Genomic DNA, 23,189 nt, shown 5'->3' on the forward strand with positions numbered 1-23,189 from the left:
CTCTGGTGTAGACCATTGTTGGTACAGAGCCGTCCGGCGATGTTGCTGTGGATGGACTCGGTGAGAGGGCTCTCCAGAACAGGAGTGCGCCGGTCCAGCGGGAGGACCTACTGACCCGACTCAAAGTATGGGATCGTCAGCAACAATCTACTTCACAAGAGCGGTTCGAAAATAGGTGTTCCTTCGGGAGCCCCCTATGATAGTCTCGAAGAGCTAGAAGACAGATTTAATTCCAGCTCTGATGCGTTTCACGCTTGGTAGGACTTCTTGCTCCAGCGCGGGACTCACCGGAATCGGGACGTCCTTCACGCCGATAGTCTTCGGCGGCCCGTCAAGGCTGAAGAAATTATTCTCGACGATCTCGTTGGCGATGTACCCCTGCGTTCCGTAACGTTCGACGGTCTCGTCGACAACGACAAGGTGGCCCGTCTTCTCGACACTCTCGGCGATGGTGTCAGTATCGAGCGGGGCGAAGGTCCGGGGGTTGATGAGTTCGACATCCAGATCGAGGTCGGCTGCCGCCTCCTTCGCTCGGTGGAACATTACTTGCGTCGCCACGACCGTCACGTCTTCGCCTTCTTGTTCGACCACCGATTCCCCGAGAGGGAGGGTGTACTCCTCCTCTGGCACTTCCCCCTTCATCTCGCTCAGCATCTTATGCGGAAGGAAGAACACCGGGTTGTCGTCGCGTATCGAACTCTTGAGTAACCCCTTCGCGTCGTACGGCGTCGTGGCAGTGACGACGACCCAGCCGGGGACGTTCCCGATCCACGAGTGGACGGACTGGGAGTGCTGGGCACCGGCGCCGATACCCGCCCCCGACGGCGCGAAGATCGTGAGGGGGGCCGAGAGTCGACCCCCACTCACATAGGGCTGTTTCGGGATCTGGTTGAACACTTCGTCACCCGCGGTCGCGGCGAAGTCGGCGAACTGGAGTTCGGCGACTGGTCGAATTCCGCCAACGGCTGCGCCGAGCGCCATTCCGGCTATCCCGATCTCCGACAGCGGCGTGTTCCTGACGCGGTCACCACCGTATTTCTCGTGGAGGCCTGCAGTCTCACCGAAGTTGCCGCCGAACTCCTCGACGTCCTCACCGAAGAGAACGACGTCATCGTCCCGCTCGAGTTCCTCGCCGAGGGCTTCCGCAATCGCTTCGATGTATGTGATCTCTCTCGTCATGGTTACTCCCCCTGCCCATACAGCGGGGTCCGGTAGACGTTCTCGTAGGCCGTTTCGGGTTCCGGTTCGGGGCTCTCACGGGCGAACTCGATGGCTTCCTGTACTTCCGCGCGGATGGCCTCGATCATCTCGTCGATGTCCTGTTCCGTGACGACGCCGTCGTCGAGCAATTGCTTTCGGTAGTTCTTGAGTGGGTCTTTCAGCTCTCGCTCCTCTTCGAACTCGGTCTCGTCGCGGTACGTCTGCTTGTCACCCTCGAAGTGCGGGCCGAGCCGCGCGACGCGACTCTCGATAACCGACGGCCCTTCCCCGTTTCGGGCACGTTCAATTGCCTCAGAAACGGTTTCGTAGACCGTCTCTACGTTACTCCCGTCAATGCTCTCGTTAGGGATCTTGTGTGGAATCCCATAGTCTGAGAGGTTGTCGGGTGACAGTGCCGACGATGGGGTCGAAATCGCCCACTGGTTGTTCTCGATGACGAACACCACCGGGAGGTCCCAGTAGGACGCGAATACCAACGCTGTGTGGAACGATCCCCTGCTGGTCCCGCCGTCACCGATCGTCGTGACCGCGACGTTGTCCGTCCCTTTCATCTCCTCGGCGAACGCCAGCCCGACCGCTGGATTCTGCCCGGACCCGATCGTCGCGGCGTGTCCGTACAGCTTCCGCCCGACGTCCGAGACGTGCATCTGTCCGCCGTACCCCTTGTTCGACCCGCCGCTCTTGCCGTACAACTCGGCCATGATCTCACCGAGCGGGACGCCTTTCGCGACGTACTGGCCGACGAGTCGGGCCCCACCCACCGCCAACCAGTCGTCGTCCCGCATCGCCTGACTCATCCCTACGTGCGTTCCTTCGTGTCCGTAGTCCAGGTGGACGAACCCCGGAATCTCTCCTTCCTGAAACCGAGTCTTGATCTCGTCTTCGAACTCCCGAATTCGGAGCATTTCTCGAAGGAACCGTTTCGAGGTCTCCTCATCGATTGCCATTATCTATCACGGATTGCACTCCTCCGTGCCCCGCAATAAAAGTATCTCAGAACGGAGGTAAGAGCCCTACTACCCTGCACGGTATACAGTTCGGTTCTTCCCTATGCGTCGACGCCTGGGAAATATTTATACGGTAGATTAGTAACCACGGTTCATGGAGCTTGTTAGCAATCACGCGATCGTCACTGGTGGGGCACAGGGAATCGGTCGCGGTATCGCCGAATCATTCATGGCTCACGGGGCATCCGTGGCGCTCGCGGACATTGACGATGCGACTGCGACCGAGACGAGTGAGGAACTGACGGCCACACACGACGGCGAAGCGATCGCAGTTCAGTGCGACATAACGGACTCCGAGAGCGTCGAGGCGATGGTCGACCGCACTGTGGACCAATTCGGCGATGTCGGAATCCTCGTGAACAACGCTGGAGCAGCAGAACTCGCCCGGACGTGGGAGATGTCCGAGTCGGAGTGGCGGAAGACGGTTGATGTCTGTCTCAACGGGCCGTTCCTCTGCACGAAGGCCGTTCTCAACCACATCCTGGAGGTGGGTCACGATGGCTCCATCGTCAACGTCAGTTCCCTCAATTACATCGCTGCGACGGACGGCCTTCCCCACTACTCCGCGGCGAAAGCGGGCGTTAGTCAGTTCACGAAGGTCGTCGCCGCGGAGGCCGGTCGGTACGGCATTCGCGTTAACGCCGTCGCTCCCGGCTCAACTCGGACACCACTGACGGAAGGGAACGGCCTCTTAGAGGGGAAGATTGGCGAGGAGTTCGTGGATCGAACGCCCTTGGGCCGCATCGGTGAACCGGACGATATCGCCAAGGTAGTCACCTTCCTCTGCTCGGACTACGCACAGTGGGTAACGGGCGAGACGATCTGCGTTGACGGAGGGCAACACATCCGAGGACTCCACAGCTACTGGGACACACTCAACGAGATGGGACTTCTCGAGGAGTGACGCCACGGCGGTGCCGACATAGACTGATCTACGTCTCCCGCCGAGCTCGTAGAGTCCACGATAGAAACGACCGGATACGCGTTGAGCTAAGCGAATTATAGGTGCCACCTGGTGCGGTTAGTTCGACCGGGCGCAGTCTTCATTAGAGCGGGCTACGCGTAGGAAGCAATGGTAGCCATTGTCAGGATTCCCAAGCTAGGACTGAGCGATTCCGGTGAACTCGTCTCGTGGGAAGTCAACGTCGGGGACCCTGTGTCGGAGGGGCAGCTCGTCGCGGTGCTCGAATCAGAGAAGGCGAGTGCTGAGATCGAAGCACCGTCTGACGGCGTACTGCTGGCGACGTACGTCGACGAGGGTGAAGAGATCGCCATCGAAGTCGGTAGACCGCTGGCCGTCGTCGGCGCCGACGGTGAAGCCGTGCCCTCACTTGATGATATTGAGGGCGAGAGCGACGATAGCACGGAATCGGAAGCCGCGAAATCGGCAGTCACACCGGTGAGCGATGATGGATCGACGGATACGGAGAACGCGGACGTCAAAGCCACGCCGCGCGCACAACGGCGTGCGCAGGACGTTGATATCGACCTGAGTACGATAGAAGGAACGGGTCCACAGGGGGCGATCACGGAAGACGACATCGAACAGTATCTCGATGCGGGAGGAACCGAGGCAGACAATCAGGCCACTCCGGTTGGCAGGGAGCTGACAGTTACCGAGTCACGTGAACTCTCCGGCATCCGAAAAACGATCGCCGACCGTCTGAGTCAGAGCGCACGGGAGAAACCCCACGTGATGGGAACCCGGGAAGTGAGCATTGAACAGCTCGAACACGTCCCCAACCGCCTTAACGAGAAGTACGATGTTGCCATCTCGCTGAACGACCTGCTCCTATACTTCATCGGGGAGGTTCTGGAGGACCTCCCCGAGTTCAACGCCCATTTCGAGGACGGTACTCACAAATTGATCGACGAGATCAACGTCGGATACGCCGTCGACGGCCCGCGTGGTCTCGTCGTCCCCGTCATCCACGAGGTGCCGGATCACTCGCTCCCGGAGTTATCCGCGACGAGGCGAACGGTCGTCCAGCGCGTCCTCGACGACGACTTCGACTCTGCCGACCTCCAGGGGGGTACGTTCACCGTCACGAACGTGGGCGTCTTCGACATGGACGTCTCGTACTCGATCATCAATCCACCCGAGGTCGCCATTCTCGCACTCGGGCGGCGGAAGCACGCACCAGTCGAACGCGACGGAGACGTGAGCGTCGAGAAAGTGATCACGTTCAGCCTGACGATCGACCATCGAGTGCTGGACGGCGCTGATTCCGGTGCGTTCCTGGAGCGATTGGCCGAGTACGTCGAGTATCCGGAGGCGGCGCTAGACGCCTTCTAACTCGATGCTCCTCCCTGCTTTGCGAAACCACGTTACTCGACCCTACAACGGTTTATTAGAACAATACGCACCTAGCGGGTTTATCGTCGGTCACTCCGAGCACGATGTGGTATGCAGACGATCGACAGGGACGCGGCAACGAAGTACGAGTTCGGGCGGGACATGAAGCCGCTGTTGACGGTCGACCCCGGCGAATCGTTCCGGGTAGAGACGTGGGACGCGTTCGAGGGGGCGCTGTTCGATCACGGACTCGGCGAGTTCACGGCGGACGACGTCCCGGGACTACAGGCCCCGCCGCCGGCGTTCGACGGGAACCCGCTCGCCGGACCGGTTTACGTCGAAGGAGCAGAGCGAGGTGACACCCTGGCGGTAACCGTCGAGGCGATCCGTCCGGAGCGGGGGATGACGACGACCCTCGAGGAGTTCGGCTGTCTCGTCGGTCGAAGTGAGTGGGAGGAGTGTCAGGTCAACCTCGCCCACGAGGTCGACCTCGAACCGGGACCGAGCGGGACGACGGCCGATGGGAGCGCGCGAATGGACCTCGGCGAGCACGAGTGGACGTGGGATCTCAACCCCCACATCGGAACGATCGCCACAGCGCCCGGTCGAACGGTGCAGGATTCGGTCACCTCGCAGGGACCGTGGGGCGGAAATATGGACGTGCGGGATCTCGATCAGGGCAGCACGGTGTATCTGAACTCGTTCAACGAGGGGGGCCTCCTCTTCGTCGGCGACGTCCACGCCTCACAGAGTGACTCCGAGTACACCGGGATCGCCGTCGAGTCCATCGCTGAACTCGTCCTCAGCGTCGATATCGTCGACACGCCCGTCCCCGGCGTCTTCCGGATCGAGGACGACGACGCGATTATCCACGTCGACTCGGCCGTCAACGCGGGCAGCATCGAGGATGCGGTCAACGGCTGTTTCGAGGCGATGATGACCGAACTGGGGACCGACTACGGGGTGGGCAAGCGCGAGGCGTACGTGCAGATGAGTCTCAACCCAGCGATCACAGTTCGGCTCTACCAGTTCGTTCACCCGGGATTCGCGACGGTCGGCGTCAAACTCGATAAGACCTTCCTCGATCAGTTCACGGACACCAGAACCCCGTAATCGTTGCCTGTTGATAGCATGTGCGATTAGACGCTTAAAAGGGATTAGCCGGCTTCTTCTCGGCGCGCGCTTCAGTCGAAGCGGTCAAGTGAGCCAGAGCGCTCCTCGTTCAGGATATGGGTGTAGAACTGCGCGCACACAGCCGACAGCAGTCGATGGTATCAGTGAACGGCCGGACGCTCGTGTCCTAGCATGCACTGATCTGAGCATCACACTCCGCACCGACGGTTCGGTCGCGACCATCATCCGACGTGTGCGCTCTGGTGACGTGGCCTCGGCCGCCGGCCCTTGCATGCCGTCGCTCGACAGCAGGTCCTCAAGGACACTCCCAATCTCGATACTGACACCGAGATCGTCGCCGACTTGTGCTGTCGAGACTCATCCAAATATTAAAATAAACTGCAAACATGGTCGGCTCATGCTCGACAGAGACACTCTCCCAAGCCATTCTGACGTAGTGATCATCGGTGGCGGGATTATGGGTACTAGTACGGCGTTCTTCCTCTCTTCAGAGACGGATCTTGACGTCACGCTAGTGGAGAAGCGTGGAATCGCGACAGGGTCTACGGGTGATTCGTCTGCCATTCTCCGCCATCATTACGGAGGACAAGATATTTACAGCAGAATGGCGTGGTGGAGTCACCAGTTCTATCGGCAGTTCGAAGAACAAACAGGGGAAGTGATCGCCCACGAGGAGAACCCCTTAGTCAGGTTTGGGAACAATGACAAGGAAGGAGGCGCGTACGCCAAGGAAGGATACGAAGTTCTCTCATCTCTCGATATTCCCGTGACCAAGTACGAGAGCGAGGAACTGCCGGCTCAATATCCGATGATTGCTGACGTAGATGCGTACGATTTCGGGGTATCGGATGACACTGCCGGGTACTCAGATGGGGCGGATGCCGCAAACGGCTTTGCCCGTGCAGCACGGCAAAACGGAGCCACTGTGATTACTGGAACTAGCGTTGAATCAATCACCGTTGAGGAAGACTCCGTCGCCGGTGTTGAAACGGATGAAGGTGACGTAGCGTGCGATACAGTCGTCGTTGCAGCAGGACCGTGGACTCCTCGATTTGGAGCAGACATTGGCATTGAAATCCCGATTTCAGTGACGCGCGAGCAAATCCTCATCTTGGACCCACCGGGAGAATACAAAAACAAATACCCGTCATTGATTCCGACCACGGCCCTCCCAGGTGGCGAGTGGTATATTCGTCCTGACTTTGGCGACGGCATCTTAGTAGCAACGCATCATACCGCTGAAGAGGTCAACCCAGACTATTACGACAACAGTCCTGACGAGGATACGATCCTCGAACTTACTGAGAAACTCGGTGAGATGATCCCGGAACTACGAGACGCAGGAATTAGAGGTCAATACTGTGGCGTCTATTCATCGACCCCCGATCACGACTTCATTCTCGATCAGATCGGCCCTGACGGATGTTACTTCGCTTGTGGGTTCTCTGGCCACGGATTCAAGCAAGCTCCTGCGGTAGGGAGAATATTGACTGATCTTATCACCGAAGGCTCGACACAGTTGGTCGACGCAAGCTTCTTCTCATATGATCGATTTGAGGAATCACCCAGCGGCCATGGTCGAGCCTCGGACAACGTATAGACTCGTAATAACCAGGAAGAGACGATGCACGAAGTTAATGTAATTAAACCGAATCATTCCCTCGAACAGGTATTAGATACACACGATATAGCGACACCAACAGACCAGATCAGGGTTATTGGATTGCCTAAGCTGATATCCCAGCATGATGTCGAGATTGAACGGAAGATATTCGAAAACCGTGAAACCACACTGTCTGTTACCGTAGATCTCCTCACAGGAACGTGCGTAAAAAATGATATCTACCCCGAAATTGAGAGCCAGTCCTTCAATTCTACGTCTCTTTTGAATCCCCGAATAGATAGACAGACAGCCATGGAGACAGCACATTCGTATGTCCGACGACAAATAAATACATGGTATAAGTCGTTGAAAACCCCACAAATTACGGCTACAAACGACGAGACTGTCTTCCGACTATTTTGGATCGTTCCGTCAGCGACGCCATCAATCATACACCTAATTGACACAATCACTGGCGAGATCACGGCACGTAACGCTACAGTCGGTGCATATCTGCCGAATTCGTCCTCCAAATAGAAATCCAAGCACGCTCTCCTGGACTTGGCAACACAGTACGCGAATTAGTCTATTCCCGTATATTTTTGCTCGAGATAGGGGACTCGTTTGCAATAGAGAGTGATTCCAGTTCGACGTTCGAGAGATAGGTCGTAACGATGTTCTCCTCCGTTACGGCTAAAATCCGTTCTGCGTCTCGCTGTTCAAGGGCCGGAGTTGCCGAGGAGTGGCGGTCTCGTACAATATCAATCTCCTCCTGGAGGGGTTTTGCGATCTCGTTGAGTTCTCGCTCAATTTGCTTTTCGCCTCGCTCTGGTGGGCCAGACAGATAACTCCCGATAACGACGGCTAATAGCGCCAACGTGAACGCCGGTAATAGTTCGTAGATATCGAAGACCATGAATGGCCCACCCGACAGTTGATTCCACACAATCGTCGTAACGAGACCCGTCACCATCCCTGCAATCACACCTGTGCCCGTTGTTTTCTTCCAATACACAGACATCACGAGGGCGGGGCCAAGTCCTGCGCCGAGTCCTGCCCATGCGAACAATATCGTCGTATGAACTGAGCCAGGCGTGATCCACGCCCATGCTGCGGCGAGTACACCGATACCTAGGACGGCTACCCTATTCGCAAGGAGAACACTCTGATCACTGGCGTCCTGATTGATGATTCCACTATATACGTCTTCACCGAACGCACTCCCCGCAACGAGCAATTGGGAATCAGCAGTGCTCATTATAGCAGCAACGCCTCCTGCGAGGAGAAACCCTGCAAGCCACGGCGGAAGTGTTTCGAGAATCATCATTGGCGCAATCAAGTCCTGATTCTCAACACCGGGGAGCATGACGACACCTCCGAGGGCGATTATCGGAATACCGATCAACGCAATTAACATAAACACAATGGCGACGACCATCGCATATCCGGCTTTCGAGGGGCGTGCCATTCCCATGTATCGTACAACACCATGAGGTTGACCCAGTCCACCAAGCGCAATCACTGCGATAGTTGAGAAGATCAGGAACTCATACGGTGTTCGTCCACCGGTGAACGAGGTCATATTTTCTGATGCAGCGTTATTGAATTGGGTCATCAATTCGGTTGGTCCGCCAACCGCAATCAGTACGGCTATAGGAACGACGATGGCGAACGCCGTCATCAACAGAGCTTGAAGTACGTCCGTGTATGAGGAGGCAGTGAACCCGCCCATGACCGTATAGATGACAACGATACCGAGTGCGATCAGGAATCCGACATCGTAGGAGAGATCAAATCCCACGGCAATTGCACTCGCTGCAGCAAGTAGCTGTCCAGCGATATAACCCGTCATGAAGATTCCAATGACAAGTGTACTTGTTAGCCGAATAAGATGACGACTATCTCCGTGTCTTGCTGATAAAAATCCAGGTATGGTTAACGATTTCAGAACACGTGAATACCGCCCGATACGTTTCGCCAGAATCCCCCACGTTACAATGCCGAGTGGAATCTGCCAAACCATCCACCAGAGTGACGAAACCCCGTTTGCGTAAATTAACGCCGGGAATCCTACAACCAACCAGCCACTCCACAAACTCGCTTGTTCGCTGAGCGCTGCACTGAATAGGTTTAATTTCCGTCCGCCAAGGAGATAGTCCGATGCGGTCTCAGTAAGTCTCCCCCCATATGCACCAATGAGAAGGAGTGCGATCAGGTAAATCGCAAACTCCACATAAATAATGGTGCTAACCATGATCGGCACTCCTCTCGGAACTAGACTCCTCTTGGGCACTTCTTAGAACCGTTTCATCAGATTCGTGGAAGTAGTACACGTACAGCAATGCAGTGCCAAGCCACACTACGATGTTCGCTCCGAAGAAAAGCAGTAGTTCGGTCCATGTCAGCATAACTCGGACTATCCATTAGACCACGAAATAATTTCGGGTCGAACAGAGAATATTCGATTCTGATGGATTAACAGACGGGGGCTCGATCGACTCGTCTGAATGAATAGGGCAAAGAACGGCCGACACCCAACATTTAATCATCATCTATCAGAGGGACGTACTGCCAGCTAAAAACCACAATGAGGTCGATTTGAATTCGATCATGTTTTTCGCAGCCCAATCCCTCTAATCACGGACCTGATAGCGATCGTTAGCTGCAGTATCCTGTAGGGAGGGTTCAATCTCCGACCTAATGAATCGGGATACGAAACTATCCCGTGGAGACCCACCGCCGGGATGAAAGCCACATCGGCTACTCGGAGAACGGTTCGTTGAAGGCAGAGACCGGTTTGTTTCCGAGATTCAACACCATCTGTGCGAACGCGGTGATCTGCGCCCGCATCAGTGCGTAATCGTGGAACTCAGTCGTGACTACCTCGTCCGGGAAGCCGTAGCTCAACAGATAGTTCTCGCCGGTGATATACTGGATGAGTTCGGTCAGTTCAAGCCACTGATCACCAGCACCGAAGTAGAGAACCTCACTTGGAGGCACGAATAGGTGCTCGAACTGTTCGCCGAACGCGATACTCTCTTCGACCACCGCCTGACTGGAAGTGGTTGGGAGCAGCTGGAGCCCGGCATCGCCGGTCTGCTCAAAGGACCCGTCTGGCTGCTCGTTTCACTCCAATGCACCGAGATGCTCCAGCTCGATCGCCGCGAGTACGTTCTCCTTCACCTCGTCTTTATGATCGTCAAGGTATGCCCGTAGTCCAGCGTTGTGTCGGGCGAAGTGACCACCAGTGAGGATGACGCGAATCGTCACTGGTCGCCGTCCACGCGGCAACTGCCGGAAGTACTCGGCAAGCGCTAAAATTGCCACCGGCCCGTTGTCCTCGTTTGCGTTTGTACCGTCCGTATGCGTGCACAGGACGAGTTCCCGATCGGTAGGTGCAGGGATGACGCCAACGATGTTACGTGCGGTCGCCTGCTCGTCCACGGTTGCCTCAAGCCGGAGGCGTCCTGGAAGCGTCCCCCCGGCAGTGGCGAGCTCCTGTTTGAGCTGTCGTCCGGTGAATTGATCGACATACAATCCTGGGAGATCGGCGACGACACCTTCGAAGGGCGCATAGAGGTTGTTTGCAGCGTCCGGGCCGAACGGGAGGATCCCAACCATCCCTGCTGCATTCTGCGTTTCTAATGCGGCATGAATCTGAGGCACCGCGAGAAGTCCGGTGAACAAGGTCGGTGCGAGTGTCTCTGGAATCGAATCGTTCACGAAATAAAATTGCTCACGGAGGGACGACAGGGAGATCTCCGGGAGGGGGACATCGACAACGACGATCTTGTCCGCTACGTCGTATGCCGAGATGGCCTCACCGATTGGCACCCCGTCAAGTACGACGGTCGTCCCATCGTTCGAGAGCCCTGGTAGATACGTGACTGGTGCATCGTGACCCTTAGGTCCGGTCGTTCCGGAATACGGGATATACCCTGCCACCGGAAGCGGAGCCGAATCGTCCGTTGGATCTAGGATGAGCGACCAGTCAGTTGGTTCCCAGCGAGTGAACGTGAACTCCTCGAGCGTCACATCGTCGACGCCCACCTCTCGCAGTCGCTGTGCTAAAAGATCAACGTAGTTCTCGTGTGCTCGGCTTCCAGGCGGCATGAACCCCTTGTTGAATTGTGCTTTCTCCGCGACCCACTCCTCTAGCTGTCCACTAGTGCTGCTTCAGTCGTGAATCGCTAGTTTCCAGTCCTCCGTGTCTCCCGTTTGAATCTAGCAGTTAACGGCTGAAGGCCCACTAGAGACGATCTGAGATTCGTCGACCGTCTTCGGGGCGTTGGTCTTTCTGTTCTCACTGGGGTTCGAGGCGTGGGCGGTACGAGAAGGAGGAAACCGCTCGCCGTCACCACGCGTTGCGAGATACGGCAGACCAGCGAATGCGCCGGTCTTGAGAACCGACCGTCGGGAATGAAGATCGTGTGGAATCGATTCGTCGTCGATGTCATACTCGTCAGTCGTCATCGGACGATTGTTAGTCGGCAACACATAACAAATAGATTTGCCTGACCGGACGTATCCTCGGAGATTCTGTAACGTCCAGTAGCACCGCAAAGAACAGATCACTGTTCACAAGTACCGATCGACCGAGACGGATCGTGCCTACTATTTGTCTCCGGTGCTCTCGTTCGTCTCATTCCCCGAGGCAACACTGAACGATCCCGCGAGTGAGGGATCGCCCTCAGACGCACCCGAGAAAGAAAGGTACGTCACGAACGAGGCGACAACTCACATCGACAACCCACGTGGACAATCTATGTGCGGTTAGACACGCAGGTAGGTACGGTGTCCATGCCTTCGATAGCGGACTATGAAGGAAACAGAGTAAGAGGGAGAGACGGCCGTCCGAAACATCAAGACGTGTTGCCCAAAGAGTAAACCATCGCATCACCTGGCTGATCTACCCCTCTCCCCACGATCGCTCATGGACCCCACTTCAACCCGACAGACACCGCTTGGCTCACTCGCAAGCGACGCACTTGCACACCTCGAATCACCTCTACAGATGACCGAAGGGATGCGCCCAGCGATTGCACGTGAAATGCTGCGGGACCACGGATTCACCGAGGCGGAAGCGGATGTCGCGCTCACGCAATTGCTCAGTCGGGGCTATCTCTACGAGGTCGACGACCGCCTCTATCTCACTCCGGGCTGATGCCCGCGCCCCATGGACGGCGTTCTTACGCTCGTGCTCATCCGGAGGTTCCACCGACGCTCACCGACGATTTTTCGTTAGAGGGTGCAGGCTGATGTGAGCAAGTGCGGCGCGGGGAAACCTCCAATCTTGACACAGGACGTCGCTTTTACGTGACTGCAGGCGAGAAAGTCCCGCCCTTGAGGGCGGGGATGAATCGCCGTCATCGTCTGTTTCCGCTCGTCCCAACCGCTTACTACCCTGTCTGGCTGATGGGGTAGTAAGGCGGTCGGCGTCTGCCGGTGCGTTAGAGGGCAAGAACACGCCTGCGCAGGTGGCCACTGACGCCATCAGGACCGTCGAACAGGTAGGAAGGGGACGGTCCGAACCCAACGCCTGTGGAGACTGCGCTCTCTATGCCACGCACCGTGGTAAAAAAGCGCGTCGTGGAAGCAGGAAGCTCCGCCCTTCAGGGCGGGGTAGTTCACAACGTCGAACAAGCCGTCAAACAGTGAAATCAGTCGCCCTCCGCGGATTCAGTGAAACCGTCGATAACCGAAACGCCCACTACACGTTCGCCGGCTCCGGTGCTCGCCACGCTATCGCAATGCCGCAGAGAGCGAGGCCTCCAGCGAGCGTGAACGCGGTATCGAATCCAGCCAGATCAACGACAACGCCGCCCGCGATCGGCGCGAGAAACGCTCCCGCTAGTCCGATACTCGTCTGGAACGCGACTGCTGTGGCGGCGACCCGCGGGTCGACGACCTCCCGGACGTACGTGAAGGACAATCCCAGCGTTAGCTGGACCGCAAATCCGGCGAGGAGCAAGAGCGCAACGAGAAGTGGGAGTGAGCGAAACCGAGTAAAGGCGAGCACGAGCGGGGCTGCAACGCAGAACGAACCGAGGACGAGGGGCTGGCGGCGACCGCCAAAGACCCGATCGGACAGGAGCCCGCTACTGACCCGCGAGACGACACCAACTGCGGGGAACACTGCTACTAAGAGGCCACTCACTGCGAGCGAGAGGCCAAGCTCCTCGGTGAGGTACGACGAGCCCCAGCTATTCACGAACAGGTACAGCGCGTAGCCGAGAAACCCGAGGAGCCCGACCAACCACACGTTCCGGTTTCGGAGTACTGCGCCGAACTCCGAAACCGAGGGCGCTTCTCCCCGACTCCGTCCAAGTCCCCGACTTGCTGGCCAGAACACGACCAGCCCGACCAGTACGACCCCGGTAAATGCGAGAAAGATAGCGGGCCACCCGAACTGCTCGGCTATGAGCGGGCCGAGTCCCTGCCCAAGAGCGAATCCGATCGGACCACTCGCGGTGAAGATACCGACTGCAGTCGCCTGATTCGCAGCGCTCACAGCCCGGCTCACCAGATCGATGCCGGCGTTCCAGACGACGACGTACGCAACGCCACCGAGCGCTCGCGATGCGATCACTGATCGATAGTCGCCCTGACGACCTGCGATCCAGCCCCAGCTCCCAGCGACGAGGAGCGTAAGCACCGCAACTGCCATTGCGGTCCTGGAGTCCGTTCGATCGAGGACCGCGCCAGCCGGGAGGCTCGTAACGACCGCAGTACCGAACATTATCCCGACGAGGAGGCCCGCGATGGTCGGACCGATGTTCAACGAGTCACGAATGATGGGGGTGACACTCGCCGGAACGATCTCATAGGCGGCTAGGCCCGTCGAGATGAGGCTCGCTCCGACGACGAGTCCCCACGTCGTCCGGTTATCCTGTGACGGTTCATCAAGGCTCGGGTCTACCGATCGGGTGTCGTTGGTCCGATGAGTCATTAATCGAGAGGGGGAGTATCTGGTACGGAGGAATCGGGAATGGCTGTTTCGACCGCGACGATTCCCGATGATAGCGGTTCCTAGGTGTGCATCGGCAGCATTGTCCCTGTAGGTTACATAACGAACCTCTTTGTCCTTTGGCGGTTTGATAATAAACCGACCATGCCCGTACGTCTCCACCTAGTACAGCAGATACGGATCAGATCTCGAAGCGACACGGGGGAGAACGTCCACCCGACACTAGCGTTCGAATAATGGTGTCTTCTCCTACTATACTCGATTCGTCCTGTGTCTTGCTTGTCGGGGGGCGCGAGTGGATCGGGAGGTTCGCAGAGACGCTCGAGACCCGGACTGACGCGACTGTGCAAACGGTTAGAACCAAAGCAGAGGCGCTCGACATCGTCCGAATGAGGACACCGGACTGTCTCATTACAGAGTATATACTCGATGGGGCAACGGGCTTGGAACTCCTCAGAGAAATTCGCGACGAGACGACCGCTCTTCCCGTGATAGTTGGTACCGCCTCCGGAAGCGAAGCGATCGCCAGTGAAGCCATCGGAGCCGGCGTTACCGATTACATCGCACTGACGGAATCGGCCCAACAGATAACCGAGGAGCTACTGGACCGGACCGCACGTTCGATCCGGTCTGCACGGCGGTCGGCCACCCAGCGGGAGCGCGCCAGACAGTTCGACGCGATCTTCAACGATTCGCGGACGGCGATGTGGGTGCTCGATTCGGATGGCTCACTCGCCCGTGTCAACCAGACGGCGCGCGAGATGATCGACGAGAACGTCGAAACGATCGTCGGCGAACCCTTTTGGATGCTTCCGTGGTGGTCGCAGGCGGACGCAACGAAGGCGGACGTGCGCCACCTCGTGGAAACCGTCCTGGACGGGACGTTCGGTCACGCTGTCGTTCCACAGTCGCCCCAGATCGAGAACGCTCGTATCATCGATCTTTCCGTTCGTCCCGTCGAGAACGAACGCGGGGATCTCGTCTCGATCCTCGTCGAAGGCGTCGACATCACTGAACGGGTCAACCTCGAACGCGATCTCCGCCGATCCGAGGAACTCCACCGCGTCACGCTCAACAACATGGCCGACACCGTCCTCATCACGGACGAGGACGGCGAGTACACCTACGTCTGTCCGAACGTGCACTTCATCTTCGGGTACACTGTGGACGAGATTCGAGAGCGGGGGACAATCGACGACCTCCTCGATGAGGATCTCTTCGATCGGGCGGAGCTTGCGGAGAAGGGCGTTTTGAAAAACATCGAGTGTACGGCGACCGACAAAGCCGGGCGCGAGCACACACTCCTCGTCAATGTTCGTGAGGTGGCGATTCAGGACGGGACGCTCCTCTTCAGCTGTCGAGATATCACAAAACGCAAACAACACGAGGAGGCACTCGCGACACTCCACGAGACTGCCCGCGATTTCCTCTACACCGAAACTCACCAGGAAATCGCTCAACACGTCGTCGACGACACACCCAGCGTGCTCAATCTGGATGCAAGTGCGGTCTATCTCTTCGATGCCGATACCAACGATCTCCGACCCGCGGCCCACTCTGTGACGATGAGGGAGTTGAACGGCCCGCTCCCAACCGTGCACGCCGACGGCGAAACCCTCCCAAGCTATAGTTTCGTTGAGGATGAGCCACTGTTCTTCGACGATGTCCACGACGCAGATAGACTCGAAAACAGAGCGACTGACCTCCGGAGTGCGACCTACATTCCACTCGGCAATCACGGTGTGTTCATCGCGGGCTCGAACCAAGTCGGTGCCTTCGACGATGTGACACGGGAACTGGCCGACCTGCTCGCGGCAACCGCTGAGGCAGCCCTCGACCGCGTCACGCGGGAGACACGACTCCGCGAGCAAGACCGAACACTCCAAGAACAAAACGAGCAGCTGACCGCCTTGAATCGTATTAACGAGACGATTCGGGAGATCGATCAAGCCCTCGTGCAAGCGGAGACGCGCGAGGAAATCGACCACACAGTCTGTGAGCTGTTGACCGCCGATGATCGATTCCGATTTGCTTGGATCGGGACGGTCGATCCAACGACCGAGACCGTCGACCCCCGAACCTGGGCAGGAACTGAACAGGGGTATCTGGACAGCCAGTCGTTCCGAATTCAGGCATCAGGTACAGAACCGGCCGGCCAAACCGCGGCCACTGGCGACGTGACAATGGTATCGAACGTCGCCGCCGGTCTCCGCGACGAACAGTGGCGGAAGGACGCCATCTCTCGAGACTACCTTTCTGTGTTGAGCATTCCGCTCGTGTACAACGACCTCACACACGGTATATTGACGGTGTACGCACCGACCCGAGACGCGTTCGATGATACAGCGAAGGCAGTGTTGGCTGAACTCGGTGAAACCATCGCATCTGCGCTCAGTGCGATCGAGCGGAAGAACGCGCTGCTCACGACGGCTGTGACTCGCGTCGAGTTCGCTATCGACGACCCGACGTTCGTCCTCTCACGACTGGCCCAGGACGCAGCATGTACCATCTCGTATCAAGGAGGGGTCCAGCAATCCACAGAAGGTAGCTATGTGTTCGTGACCGTTGAAGGCGCGGCGGTGGATGATGTTACAGAAGCCGCCTCGCAGCTGGTCGCAATCGACGAGGTACAACGAATCAGCGCAGACGGTGAGGGTGGCGTCTTGCGGCTCCGGCTTACGCAGCCGTTTCTCGCCTTGGAGCTGGCCGATCACGGTGCCGTCTTTCGGGAGGCGACTGCTGATCCGACCACGACGACGCTCGTCATCGATATTCCGGACAGTATTGACGTTCGAACGATCATGCAGCTCGTCCGCGAGACGTTCTCCACTATCGAACTCCGCTCGAAGCAGACACTCGATCAGTCGATCGATCGTGACATCTATTCGGAGTTCCTCGAGAAGCTTACAGAGCGACAACTCGAGGTAATTCAAACGGCGTATTATAGCGGCTTCTTCGAGTCACCACGTGAGAGCACGGGTGAAGAGGTCGCGGAGACACTCGGAATTAGTCCGCCCGCCTTCTACAAGCATGCTCGCACCGTCCAGCGCAAACTGTTCGCCACGCTCTTCGAAGAGAACAACCTCTCGACCGCTGTACCTGCACAGACTGGTTAAATAACGAACCCACATAGCGAGTAGCGGTTTGGTAGTTAACCATTCAATATTCCCTTATACAGTTATTACGTTATGGTAGAGTGCCCTAGACAGTCTGTTGGCACTCAAACCAATCATGAGAGACGTCAAAATTGCCCCCGACGAGGAACGTCCATACGAGTGCTTCGAGTGTGGCAGCATCCTCATTGCAGAGAGTAACCCCGGCCAGTGTCCTGACTGTGGCGGACCGATGCGAAATCGACAGATGCCGCTCGAATAATCATGGCATCAACATCCGAGAGCAGCCATGGCGAATCCGGAGACGCCCCGACTGACACGACTGAATCAGAATCAGCGCTTGAAACAGCTCGACGCCAGCTCTACCATGCTGCGACTCACCTAGAGATCGACCCGAATATCGTCGAACGACTCCAGTATCCCAAGAAGGTCCACGAGGTAACGGTCCCCATCAAGCGGGATGACGGCACAGTCGAGGTGTTCACGGGCTATCGAGCGCAACACGATAGTGTCAGAGGGCCGTTTAAGGGGGGACTCCGATACCACCCCGATGTGACCAGAGATGAGTGTGTCGGGCTCGGCATGTGGATGACCTGGAAATGTGCCGTCATGGACCTCCCATTCGGAGGGGCCAAGGGAGGCGTTGCTGTCAACCCGAAGGAGCTGAGTTCAACGGAAAAAGAAAGGCTCACTCGACGGTTCGCACAGGAAATTCGCGACGTTATTGGCCCGAACCAGGATATTCCCGCCCCTGACATGGGAACGGACCCGCAGACGATGGCGTGGCTGATGGACGCGTACTCGATGCAAGAAGGCGAGACGACACCGGGCGTCGTCACCGGGAAGCCGCCGGTGGTCGGCGGCAGTGAAGGCCGTGAAGAGGCTCCGGGACGAAGCGTTGCGATCGTCACGCAATTGGTCTGCGAGTATTATGACCGCCAGCTCGAGGAGACGACGGTTGCAGTACAGGGCTATGGGAGTGTCGGTGCAAATGCTGCCCGTCTGCTCGACGAGTGGGGCGCGACAGTAGTCGCGATCAGCGACGTGAACGGAGCCATGTACGAACCAGAGGGGATCGATACGGCGTCTGTCCCGTCACATGACGAAGAACCGGAAGCCGTTACCAAATACGCGGACAACGTCATTTCGAACGACGAATTGCTCACGCTCGATGTCGACGTACTCATTCCAGCAGCACTAGGGAACGTGATCACTAAGGAGAACGCGGAAGCGATTGCCGCGGATTTCGTTGTCGAGGGTGCGAATGGCCCGACGACCTCGACAGCCGATTCGATTCTCGCGGAAAGGGATGTCGCCGTGATTCCAGATATTCTCGCCAACGCTGGCGGTGTCACTGTCAGCTACTTCGAGTGGCTCCAGGACATCAATCGGAGAGCGTGGTCGCTCGAACGGGTGAACGATGAACTCGAGGCAGAAATGCAGGCTGCCTGGGATGCGGTTCGAGTAGAGTTCGAGCAGCGTGATGTTACCTGGCGTGATGCAGCCTACATCGTCGCTCTCTCGCGGATCGCCGAAGCCCACGAGGCACGGGGGTTATGGCCGTAACAGATGAATCATCCTCCCTCTAGGCGAACACGGCAGCCATCCACTCCACTTGAACGAGGGTTCTATCGACTGTACCGGCTGTCGTCGTTGGGAAGTGCAGCCGCCATTATGTGCTTCATCGGGTACGTATTTGGAGGCTTCGGCCTGAACGTAGCTGGAGTCTACACACCTTCGTTTCCGGTCATGAGTCTGGCGGACCCAGTTTTTACGAGTTTGAGCTTCCTCGCCGGAGGTTCTATCTGTGCACTATCGGGATCACTTGCGGTTCTTACGATGTTGGTCGATTTGAATGACGCAAAGGCGGAATTCGTTATATTACTGAGTTTCATTGCTTTTGGATTTGGCGCAGCCACCATGCGAATCACGTTCGGCCACGTCCAAATATTCCTTGCCGGACTGACCGGGTCATAGCATATCGACGGTGAAGGCCACAAAATACGTCTGAAACACTCCTCATGTCCGATTGGAAGACGCGTGTCCGCCTTATCGAGGATTCCGAGCCGAAAACGACCAATACAGTGCTCACGGCGAAGCGCAACCTTGGGTCAAATCACGCGTTGAACGCTAGCTTGAATATCGAAGATGGGGCGTTATTTCAGCCTCATCATCTCAGTCTGTTCTTCATATCGGTTTCGAATAGTCACTTCAATTACTTGCGCCACGTCTGTCACCTCTTTTTGTGTTCGTTCTCGTTATTCCGCTCACCAGCATCCTTTGTCCGGATCCGCTCCTGCCATTTTCGCAGGCGATGCATCTGCGATCGCTTTTTTGACGAGATCGCGCGACCATACGCGTCTTTGTCCTTCCAGTCGATTTGGGTGGTCAGGCCCTTATCATGCATCGTGTTGGTGGTTGGAGCACCGACCCGCGACTTCTCCTGGCGTTCTTGGTGGCTGAATGCTCGCCACTCTGGGCCAGAGTCCACTAGCTCGTCTTCAATAACGAGTCCGCACTCCTCACAGATCCGTTCCCCTCGGCTAGACTGGTGGACGATCCTATCAGATCAGTATCCTGAACAGGTAGTACTCTCAGTTTAGTCGTCATATTGCTCTGTTTCGTGCGCTTCGTCGTCGAGCTGTACAGACCAAACCATCGGTTTTTAACAGAGAAGCCGCTGGGGCATGAAGTTTGAATCAAGTCTCTGATAACTCCTAATTGGAGTTGCCAAGACCAGGACGGCGGTTATCTGAAAGCTCCGGCCACAAGCAATGGGAAGACCAGTGTCGCCTCTGCTTCGACCTGCGTATAGTTCGCTCGCTCTTCCTTGATTTTCCCCCATGAGACTGCCTCGTTCGGCGGTGCGCCCGACAGCGACCCATCACCCTCCATCCCCGTCGAGATGTAAACGACGTAATCCGCCCCGCCGCGGAAGAGATTCGTCATGATCGCATGGTGTTTCGGGACGCCACCGCCGACAGCGATGAGCCCCGTCGTGTCTGCAAGCAACCCGTCCTCGATGAGTGCGTCGTAGTCGTCGAGTATCTCGATACCGACGTCTGAATCGTTGCCTTGGCGATAATAATAGAGGAAGTTCCCGACCTCAGCATCAGTCAGCGCCGGACAGTACACCGGCACGTCGTTGTCCGCTGCCTGCTTCAAGACCGAGTCCTCGTCGTCAATCGTCTTTCCTAACTCCCGTGCAAACGCCGTTGGTGTTCGGACCTTCTCATCCGCAAAGAAGTCGTCGAAGAAGTCGTTCAAATACTCCTCTAGCCACACATACCGATCAGATGGGACGAAGAGATTGCCGAGTCGATTGATGCCGCGCTCACGAAGTGCTGCCTCGTCTGCGTCCCATTCACCCATCTTGAACGGTTTGGCAGTCTTAATGACGTCTTCGGTCAGCGAACCGGATGTCGTGATGAGAACGTCAACGTATCCTTCTCGCACGAGATACGCGACGATTTCGCGCAGTCCCGAGGAAATGATGTTCGAGGTGAACGTGAGATAGACAGTGGCGTCCGCCTCCTGCATGCGGTTGGCGATATCGATGGCTTCCGCGAGTTGTGTCGCTTGGAATCCCGTCGTTGCGTAGGCATCGAGCATCTCGTAGAAGTCAAACTCGCCGCGAAAGTCGTAGCCTCGAACGTCAGGCGTATTGAGTTCCTCTTCACTCCCAGGGACGACATGGTCGTGCGAGTCGTCGTTGTCCATGCACTTGGATAACCAGACCGATGATTTGAAGAACTCGGATTCGGTCGCGCGATTCTCGGTACATCCAAGGCCATCACCGACGGAACATCTACTATGCCCAAGCCGACGGTGGCTGTCCTCCGCCCTGATGACACTCGTATTGAGGAGGCGATCCGCTATCTTCAATCACTGGGTGTTACACCAATCGCAGATCCGATGCTGACCATCTGTCCGACGGGAATGCAGCCTCGTGAGGCAGAGTATTGCATCTTCACCAGTACGACTGGAGTCGAACTCGCTGTAGAGCGTGGATGGGAGCCAGATGGGGAGACAGTGTGTGCAATCGGTCGACAGACCGCGACCGCACTACGAAATCGGGAGTATTCAGTCGATGTGGTCCCCTCGACGTTCACTTCCGCGGGACTCGTCGAGGAATTGGCAGACGAGGTTGAAGGGAAGACAGTCGAGATCGCTCGGAGTGCACATGGAAGCGATGTCTTGGTTCGAGGGCTGGAAGAAGCTGGTGCAGCTGTCCATGAAACCCAGTTGTACCGATTGGAGAGGCCGAACACAGCTGGTCGATCAGTCTCGCTCGCAATTGAGGGTCGATTAGATGGTATACTATTCACGTCACCGAGAACTGTCGATCACTTCTTTGAGATTGCTACGGAGCAAGATGATGCGGCGGAACTCAAACGTGGGTTAGAGGAAACTGTTATCGGAGCAATCGGCGCTCCGACGGCACGTGCGATACGTGGCACTGGACTGGAGCTCGATATCACACCGGAATCGGTGGACTTCGAGCAATTAGCTAGACTCACGGTCCAAGAGGTTAGAAATGAGGCATCAAGCAGATGAGTGGACTTGCTGACCGTGCACAAGAGATTCTTGGATTCTCTCGATGGTGGCAGATCGTCGCAGCAGCTGTCATGATGGCGCTGGTTAGCCCGTACCAGTACGTCTGGTCCTCCATTGAGGGACCACTAGCAGCGGACTTGTCCATCCCACTCCCAGCACTCGGACTCGTTTTTACGTTGTTCGTCGCTTTTCAATCACTCTCCCAATTCCCGGTCGGATGGTGGCGAGATAATCACGGTCCCCGTCGAATTAGTCTTCTTGGCGGCATTCTCGCCGGCGGCGGCTACCTCGGGCTCGCGTACGCGACTGCCATCTGGCAGATATATGTGCTGTATTCACTCGGCGCCGTAGGTGTCGGCATTGTATATACAGTCGCGATCAATTCCGCGCTGAAGTGGTTCCCCGATTATCGGGGACTCACGACGGGAATCGGAACCATGGCATTTGCTGCTGGAAGTGCCGTGTTTATTCCCTACGTCCGTGCGAATGCGACGTCAGCGGCGTATTCTAGCGTCCTCAGAAATATGGGCGTCCTCATCGGAGTCGGCGTTATCTGTGGCGCGGTCGTCCTCCGTGACCCACCAACTGGCTGGAGCGAAGAGACGTCGACCACGGCTGCGACAACTGAAGACCCAGTAACGACGGAGAACGGAGGGTTCACCTGGCGTGAGATGATCCGAACGTGGCAGTTTTGGACGTTACTGGGCATGTTTGCCTTTGTGAATACGGCGGGACTGATGCTGACTGCAAAGGTCGTTTCGTTCGCTCAGCAGTTTGGACTCACAGCAATTGTTGGAACTGCCTCAGCAACGGTACTCGCTCTTGTCGGCGGGATCAGTCGAATTGTAGTGGGCGGTATTTCCGATTGGGTCAACCGCAAGTGGGCGATCGCCGTTTCGTCGATCTTGACGGGAGTTGGCTTGTTCTTGCTCGTCTGGTTCGGACAGATTGGGTCCGGTCTGGGGTTCATTCTCGCCGTCATCATTGCGACGTTCTTCTGGAGCCCGCAGTTCGCCCTCTTTCCGAGCATCGTCGGTGACTACTACGGCCAAGCACACTCTTCGACCAACTATGCGCTGGTCTATCTCGGGAAAGTCGGCGGGGGCGTCGCCGGCGGTGTACTCGCTGGCGTCCTCATCACGATGACATCCTGGTCGATGACGTTCCTTGTAGGCGGTGTATTGGCGGTCGTTGCGGGATTCAGTGCATTTCTTCTTCGACCACCATAAGATGCGAAATGAATCAGATTCAGTGGGTACCGACGTGAAAGTAGTAATAGAAGTCTCCCAAT

19 protein-coding genes and 2 pseudogenes are annotated in these 23,189 nt (G+C 56.9%); 10 read left to right on the top strand and 11 right to left on the bottom strand.

The features are described 5' to 3' along the window. Positions 1-213: 213 nt before the first annotated feature. On the bottom strand, positions 214-1,179 hold the full coding sequence (locus tag NKI68_RS01000) for an alpha-ketoacid dehydrogenase subunit beta (RefSeq protein WP_254544828.1): 966 nt from the start codon (positions 1,177-1,179) through the stop codon (positions 214-216). 2 nt (positions 1,180-1,181) lie between these two features. After that, on the bottom strand, positions 1,182-2,168 hold the full coding sequence (locus NKI68_RS01005) for a thiamine pyrophosphate-dependent dehydrogenase E1 component subunit alpha (protein WP_254544829.1): 987 nt from the start codon (positions 2,166-2,168) through the stop codon (positions 1,182-1,184). Between the two features lie 154 nt (positions 2,169-2,322). Between NKI68_RS01005 and NKI68_RS01010 the strand changes: the two genes are divergently transcribed. The 3 genes from NKI68_RS01010 to NKI68_RS01020 all read left to right on the top strand — a co-directional run bounded on the left by NKI68_RS01010 (position 2,323) and on the right by NKI68_RS01020 (position 5,637). Next, positions 2,323-3,132: an SDR family NAD(P)-dependent oxidoreductase gene (locus NKI68_RS01010; RefSeq protein WP_254544830.1), complete on the top strand. Its 810-nt coding sequence runs from the start codon at positions 2,323-2,325 to the stop codon at positions 3,130-3,132. A gap of 168 nt (positions 3,133-3,300) precedes the next feature. Then, the gene (locus tag NKI68_RS01015) at positions 3,301-4,524 is read left to right on the top strand and encodes a dihydrolipoamide acetyltransferase family protein (protein WP_254544831.1); all 1,224 of its coding nucleotides are present in this window, start codon (positions 3,301-3,303) and stop codon (positions 4,522-4,524) included. Between the two features lie 111 nt (positions 4,525-4,635). Then, positions 4,636-5,637, top strand: coding sequence for an acetamidase/formamidase family protein (locus tag NKI68_RS01020; RefSeq protein ID WP_254544832.1), 1,002 nt, complete (start codon positions 4,636-4,638; stop codon positions 5,635-5,637). A gap of 84 nt (positions 5,638-5,721) precedes the next feature. Here NKI68_RS01020 and NKI68_RS23900 read toward each other — a convergent pair whose 3' ends face one another. Next, positions 5,722-5,976: a DUF7509 family protein gene (locus NKI68_RS23900; protein WP_438267805.1), complete on the bottom strand. Its 255-nt coding sequence runs from the start codon at positions 5,974-5,976 to the stop codon at positions 5,722-5,724. A 79-nt stretch (positions 5,977-6,055) separates the two neighbouring features. Between NKI68_RS23900 and NKI68_RS01025 the strand changes: the two genes are divergently transcribed. Further along, entirely contained in the window at positions 6,056-7,258 is a 1,203-nt protein-coding gene (locus NKI68_RS01025) for an NAD(P)/FAD-dependent oxidoreductase (protein ID WP_254544833.1), read from the top strand. Between the two features lie 589 nt (positions 7,259-7,847). Here the strand turns inward: NKI68_RS01025 and NKI68_RS01030 are convergent. The 4 genes from NKI68_RS01030 to NKI68_RS01045 all read right to left on the bottom strand — a co-directional run bounded on the left by NKI68_RS01030 (position 7,848) and on the right by NKI68_RS01045 (position 11,734). Further along, complete coding sequence (locus tag NKI68_RS01030) at positions 7,848-9,515, bottom strand: sodium/proline symporter (protein ID WP_254544834.1); 1,668 nt, start codon at positions 9,513-9,515, stop codon at positions 7,848-7,850. A gap of 506 nt (positions 9,516-10,021) precedes the next feature. Next, positions 10,022-10,309 (bottom strand): hypothetical protein, encoded by a 288-nt coding sequence (locus NKI68_RS01035; protein WP_254544835.1) that lies wholly within the window; start codon positions 10,307-10,309, stop codon positions 10,022-10,024. A gap of 78 nt (positions 10,310-10,387) precedes the next feature. Beyond that, entirely contained in the window at positions 10,388-11,311 is a 924-nt protein-coding gene (locus NKI68_RS01040; RefSeq protein ID WP_254544836.1) for a zinc-binding metallopeptidase family protein, read from the bottom strand. A gap of 174 nt (positions 11,312-11,485) precedes the next feature. After that, positions 11,486-11,734 (bottom strand): hypothetical protein, encoded by a 249-nt coding sequence (locus NKI68_RS01045; RefSeq protein WP_254544837.1) that lies wholly within the window; start codon positions 11,732-11,734, stop codon positions 11,486-11,488. Between the two features lie 541 nt (positions 11,735-12,275). On the opposite strand from NKI68_RS01045, the gene NKI68_RS01050 reads away from it, so the two are divergent. Further along, positions 12,276-12,425 carry a hypothetical protein gene (locus tag NKI68_RS01050; RefSeq protein ID WP_254544838.1) on the top strand — a complete coding sequence of 50 codons (150 nt, stop codon included), beginning with the start codon at positions 12,276-12,278 and terminating at the stop codon, positions 12,423-12,425. Positions 12,426-12,971: 546 nt separating this feature from the next. Here NKI68_RS01050 and NKI68_RS01055 read toward each other — a convergent pair. Then, positions 12,972-14,210 carry an MFS transporter gene (locus tag NKI68_RS01055; RefSeq protein WP_254544839.1) on the bottom strand — a complete coding sequence of 413 codons (1,239 nt, stop codon included), beginning with the start codon at positions 14,208-14,210 and terminating at the stop codon, positions 12,972-12,974. 254 nt (positions 14,211-14,464) lie between these two features. On the opposite strand from NKI68_RS01055, the gene NKI68_RS01060 reads away from it, so the two are divergent. The 3 genes from NKI68_RS01060 to gdhB all read left to right on the top strand — a co-directional run bounded on the left by NKI68_RS01060 (position 14,465) and on the right by gdhB (position 18,907). Next, positions 14,465-17,344, top strand: coding sequence for a bacterio-opsin activator domain-containing protein (locus NKI68_RS01060; RefSeq protein ID WP_254544840.1), 2,880 nt, complete (start codon positions 14,465-14,467; stop codon positions 17,342-17,344). Positions 17,345-17,459: 115 nt separating this feature from the next. Continuing rightward, a complete protein-coding gene (locus NKI68_RS01065) occupies positions 17,460-17,603 on the top strand; it encodes a rubrerythrin-like domain-containing protein (protein WP_254546458.1) in 144 nt (47 codons plus the stop codon). A gap of 2 nt (positions 17,604-17,605) precedes the next feature. Further along, the gene (gene gdhB / locus NKI68_RS01070) at positions 17,606-18,907 is read left to right on the top strand and encodes a glutamate dehydrogenase GdhB (protein ID WP_254544841.1); all 1,302 of its coding nucleotides are present in this window, start codon (positions 17,606-17,608) and stop codon (positions 18,905-18,907) included. Positions 18,908-19,497: 590 nt separating this feature from the next. Here the strand turns inward: gdhB and NKI68_RS23730 are convergent. The 3 genes and pseudogenes from NKI68_RS23730 to NKI68_RS01080 form a co-directional block, all read right to left on the bottom strand. After that, positions 19,498-19,584, bottom strand: a pseudogene (locus NKI68_RS23730) (hypothetical protein); the annotation flags it as partial. 17 nt (positions 19,585-19,601) lie between these two features. Further along, positions 19,602-19,910 (bottom strand): annotated as a pseudogene (locus NKI68_RS01075) (transcription initiation factor IIB); the annotation flags it as partial. Between the two features lie 179 nt (positions 19,911-20,089). Beyond that, positions 20,090-21,061 (bottom strand): deoxyhypusine synthase, encoded by a 972-nt coding sequence (locus tag NKI68_RS01080; protein ID WP_254544842.1) that lies wholly within the window; start codon positions 21,059-21,061, stop codon positions 20,090-20,092. 93 nt (positions 21,062-21,154) lie between these two features. On the opposite strand from NKI68_RS01080, the gene NKI68_RS01085 reads away from it, so the two are divergent. Then, on the top strand, positions 21,155-21,898 hold the full coding sequence (locus tag NKI68_RS01085) for a uroporphyrinogen-III synthase (protein ID WP_254544843.1): 744 nt from the start codon (positions 21,155-21,157) through the stop codon (positions 21,896-21,898). Beyond that, positions 21,895-23,127 (top strand): MFS transporter, encoded by a 1,233-nt coding sequence (locus NKI68_RS01090; RefSeq protein WP_368410896.1) that lies wholly within the window; start codon positions 21,895-21,897, stop codon positions 23,125-23,127. Before NKI68_RS01085 ends, NKI68_RS01090 begins: the two co-directional genes overlap by 4 nt. The last annotated feature ends 62 nt before the right edge of the window (positions 23,128-23,189 follow it).

Origin of the sequence: Halomarina pelagica (genome assembly GCF_024228315.1) — an archaeon.
Taxonomy (GTDB): Archaea; Halobacteriota; Halobacteria; order Halobacteriales; family Haloarculaceae; genus Halomarina; species Halomarina pelagica.